Source organism: Clostridium frigidicarnis, from assembly GCF_900111985.1.
GTDB lineage: Bacteria > Bacillota > Clostridia > Clostridiales > Clostridiaceae > Clostridium_Z > Clostridium_Z frigidicarnis.
In genome coordinates this window covers 1-4079 of record NZ_FOKI01000083.1, presented here as the reverse complement: position 1 = coordinate 4079, position 4079 = coordinate 1, and the positions used below count along the sequence as shown (strand labels likewise).

Here is a 4079-nt window from a genome sequence, read left to right as displayed (position 1 = left end):
TAATATGGCCCAGTGGCTCAGTTGGTTAGAGTGCCGGCCTGTCACGCCGGAGGTCGAGGGTTCGAGTCCCTTCTGGGTCGCCAAATTTAAGCTGACATTGTTAGCAAAAACCTTAGCATTAGCTAAGGTTTTTTCGTTTTTCAGACTATATTAAGGCATATTCAAAAAATAACAAGTCATTATGTAAAAAGAGGTACTAATTAAAATAATTTAAGTAATTATTTTAATTAGTATCTCTTTTTTAAGTTTAAAATTGAAAGGTGAGAGTTGAGAGTCAAGGATGAAATCTTCTTAAAAAGATTTCTAAAATAAAAAATATTTTTTAAGAAAGCCTGTGGCTTTCCACTCTCAACTTTCCACTAAAAAAGTGACTACGCCACTTTTTTAAGTTGATTGTATTTTTTTTAAGTTATTTTGAATTCTTATATCTTCACCATAAAATTTAGAAATATCAAAATTACCAAGCAATCTTGATGTTATTCTCTCAGAATAAGTTTGGAGCAATTGTTCTAAAGTGAGATTGGTGGAGATAAGCATTCTCTTTTTTATTAATAGTTTTTTATTTAGTAAATTAAAAAGTTCGATTTTAGAAAAATCATTTATATTTTCACTTCCTAAATCATCAATTATAAGTAAATCACAGTTATATATTAAATCTTCAAGAGAAGGTTCATTATTATACCTTATAGTTCTTAAATCTGATATTAATTCTTCAGCAGTTCTATATACAACTAAAAAACCTTTATCTAATAATTCTTTTGCAATACAGTGGGTTAAAAAGGTTTTTCCAGTACCAGATGTGCCATAAAATAATATGTTTTCGTTGGAAAATTTAAAGTTATCCACATATGCAACGGATTTAGTGCGTATATTTTCCATGTTTTTTCTAGGTGAATACTTTTCTTTTCCTACAAGATATGATTTAAAAATCGATAAATCAAAATTTGAAAAGTTTTCATATTTTAAAACATCACTTAATCTAGAATCTTTATAATAGAAATTCACAAGTTTTTGCTTGAAGCAAGAACATTTTTTAGTTACTATAAACCCGGTATCCTTACATTTTGTACATCTATAATGCAAATCTAAGTAATCAGGAGAAAATCCATGGGATACTAATAATTCAGCTTTCATTACTCTAAGATCCGTTATTGCTTTTCGTATTCTTTTAAATTCAGCTTCTTTATTGTTAATATCTTTGAATGAAATCATAGCGAGTTCAACAGAAAGTTTTCCTATTTTTCTTTCAAGATTTATTATTTCAGGATACTGTTCTTCTATCTCTTTTCTTCTTGTTTTTAATGAACTGGCTTCAATTTTACGAATATTTTCGTATAATTTAAGTATTTGTTCTTGATATCTTTTAATCATTCTTATCCCATCCTAATAATTTTCTTTCTAAAGAATCAAAGTCATAGGTACGTTGCTCAAAGTTATTAAAGTTTCCTTTTTGATTCTTAGGTGTAGTTTTAGTAAATTTAGATTTATTATTCTTAGTAAGAACATCATTTAGAGTTTTTATCCCCTCTTTATTCCAACTACTTAATATACCATCCATATATTTGAAATCAGCTCTATTTAATCTTTCAAAACATATTTTTGCAGCTTTCTCTATTACTTCAACAGGAAATCCCCATTCCTTAACCCATTTATTTAAGATATCTTGTTGAGGTTTCATAATTTCGGAATCTTTTAGACCAAGATATGATAAGATTTTTCTGTATTTAATCCATTTATCTTCATGTTGTTTTATATGTGTTTGGGCATCCTCTATAGTTCTTACCCCTGAATCATACCAACTTATTGCAACTTTCTCGAAATATCTACAATCTGATTTACCCTTAGATACACAGTATTCTATAAGTAATAATATCAATTCAGGTGAGAAATTAAATTGGTTTTGCCAACTTAAATAATTTTCCATCTCATTTGGATTAAGAGGTCTTCCAAGAATTCTTTCAATTTCTTTCATAGTTCCCCTTATAGAATCTTTGTTTAACTCATCAAGTAAACTTACATCAGGTATTGAATCCAAGTCAATGTTATCGAGATCAACAAATTCAACACTAAAATTACCGAATTTATCAACAGGAACAAGGTTTATCACACCTTCATCATTCCAATAATTTAACGCATTCATTATATCTGATTCTAATAGGTTTAAAGTGGATGCAGTTATTGTGGAGTTAACCCCTATTTCACCAGAACTATTATATTTTAACATCAATAGATATACTTTAACGAATTCTCCTCGTGCTTTTGGCATGAATTTTTCAATAAATATATTGCTTACTGGAGTATAGTTCATTGAATTGCTCTTAAACATAAAAGTACTCATAATACACCCCTCCTTTAAAGTTAAGCTTTCAATACAATCAATTATAACAAAGGCATATGAAAGTAACAATACTATAGAATTTTTAAGGGGGATATAAAATCATAAAAAAATAAGCTATATGAATAAATTTTAAAATTAGGGTTAGATTAAAAGGGGTAATATAAGAAAAGAAAGTTAGGAGATGGTTTGTCGTGGATTCGGACAGTAGTATAAGTTTTAAAAGAGTTATATTTCTACTATTAGGATTTATAACAACATTTATTTTAGTATTATTCATAGGAAGATATATAGTAGGATATGAGGTATATATTAATAATAAATGTGTAGGTCATGTAAAAAACAAAACTTATATGAAATCAGTGGTTACAGATTTAGAAAATGATTTAGGGGAGCGAGCTAATCTATTATCAATAGATAGTTTAGTAAAATATAATATAGCCATTGTAGATAAAAATACCTTTAAAAATGAAGATGCATTAAAAGAAAATGTATTAAATTCATTAGATAATGAAGTTGATGCTTTAGCAATGAAAATAGATGAAAAGGAAGTTGCAGTTGTATCAAATGAAGACGAAGGTAAATTAATAATAGAAAATTTAAAAAAAGAATATATATCCAAGTATTCTTTAAAAGAAGAGTCTATAGAGGAAGTAAATATAACTAACAACATTTCATATGAGGATAAAGTAACTCCCTTAAATGAATTAGGTACTTTTGATAATACATATAAAAAGTTTATTGAAAACATAAATCTTAAGGGAGACAAATTCATATGCACAGATGTAAAAACAATAAAAGAAGAAACTAAATCAATATCGAGGACAACGATTATAAATCCAACTGATGAGCTATACAAAGGCGAAAGTAAGGTTATAAATGAAGGCGAAGATGGAGAAAAGATAGTAAGAAAACTTGTAACTCTATCTAATGGAGCAATAAAAAATGAAAAGATTATAGAGGAAACTATTACAAAACAACCGAAACAAAAGGTTGTACAAAATGGAACTAAGAACCCTATAGGTTCAGATGTTGCATTCTTAGCACCTCCATCTAGAGGTATTAATAATATAACATCAAACTTTGGAGCGAGATGGGGAAAAAATCATAATGGTATTGATATAGCAGGAGGAATTGGTGATCCCATATTTGCAGCTCTTGATGGTATAGTAAGTTTTTCTGGAGTTCAAGATGGATATGGAAATGTAATAATCATAAAACATGGTGATGGCATGGAAACAATCTATGGTCATTGTAGTAAGCTAGAAAAAAAAGTAGGAGATAAAGTTGCTAAGGGAGATGAGATTGCTTTAGTTGGTAACACAGGGAGAAGCACAGGCCCACATTTACACTTTGAACTAAGAGTTAATGGAACTCCAAAAGATCCCTTAAACCTTATAGCAAAATAATAGTAAAATGAATCTTCATTCATGTGGTAGATATCATATAAATAAAGTAAAAAGGTATTGAGATAATGGCTCTTAAGCTATATCACAGTACTTTTTTACTTTACTTTATATGATATTATAAAATTTCGAATCTGTGGATAACTTTGATAACTATTAAAATATATAGATTTTTTAGTTGATAATTGAAGGTTGAGAGTTGAGAGTGAAGGATAAATTTTCTTAGGAAGATTTTAAAACCTAAACTTTCCACTCTCAACCTTCAACTTTATATTTAGGAAGTCCGTGACTTTCAACAATAATCGTCAATCGTCAATTCTCAATTGTCAATTAAAAAA

Annotated in this window: 3 protein-coding genes and 1 tRNA gene; 2 read left to right on the top strand and 2 right to left on the bottom strand. The window is 28.4% G+C overall.

Annotated elements, in window-relative coordinates; translation table 11 throughout:
* Positions 1-6 precede the first annotated feature (6 nt).
* A tRNA-Asp gene (locus BM119_RS19270) sits at positions 7-83 on the top strand.
* Positions 84-384: 301 nt separating this feature from the next.
* Here the strand turns inward: BM119_RS19270 and BM119_RS19265 are convergent.
* Both BM119_RS19265 and BM119_RS19260 read right to left on the bottom strand, forming a co-directional pair.
* Complete coding sequence (locus tag BM119_RS19265; RefSeq protein ID WP_090043321.1) at positions 385-1371, bottom strand: ATP-binding protein; 987 nt, start codon at positions 1369-1371, stop codon at positions 385-387.
* Complete coding sequence (locus tag BM119_RS19260; protein WP_090043320.1) at positions 1364-2338, bottom strand: DnaD domain protein; 975 nt, start codon at positions 2336-2338, stop codon at positions 1364-1366. Before BM119_RS19260 ends, BM119_RS19265 begins: the two co-directional genes overlap by 8 nt.
* Positions 2339-2529: 191 nt before the next feature.
* On the opposite strand from BM119_RS19260, the gene BM119_RS19255 reads away from it, so the two are divergent.
* Positions 2530-3744 carry a peptidoglycan DD-metalloendopeptidase family protein gene (locus BM119_RS19255; protein ID WP_090043319.1) on the top strand — a complete coding sequence of 405 codons (1215 nt, stop codon included), beginning with the start codon at positions 2530-2532 and terminating at the stop codon, positions 3742-3744.
* Positions 3745-4079: the final 335 nt, after the last annotated feature.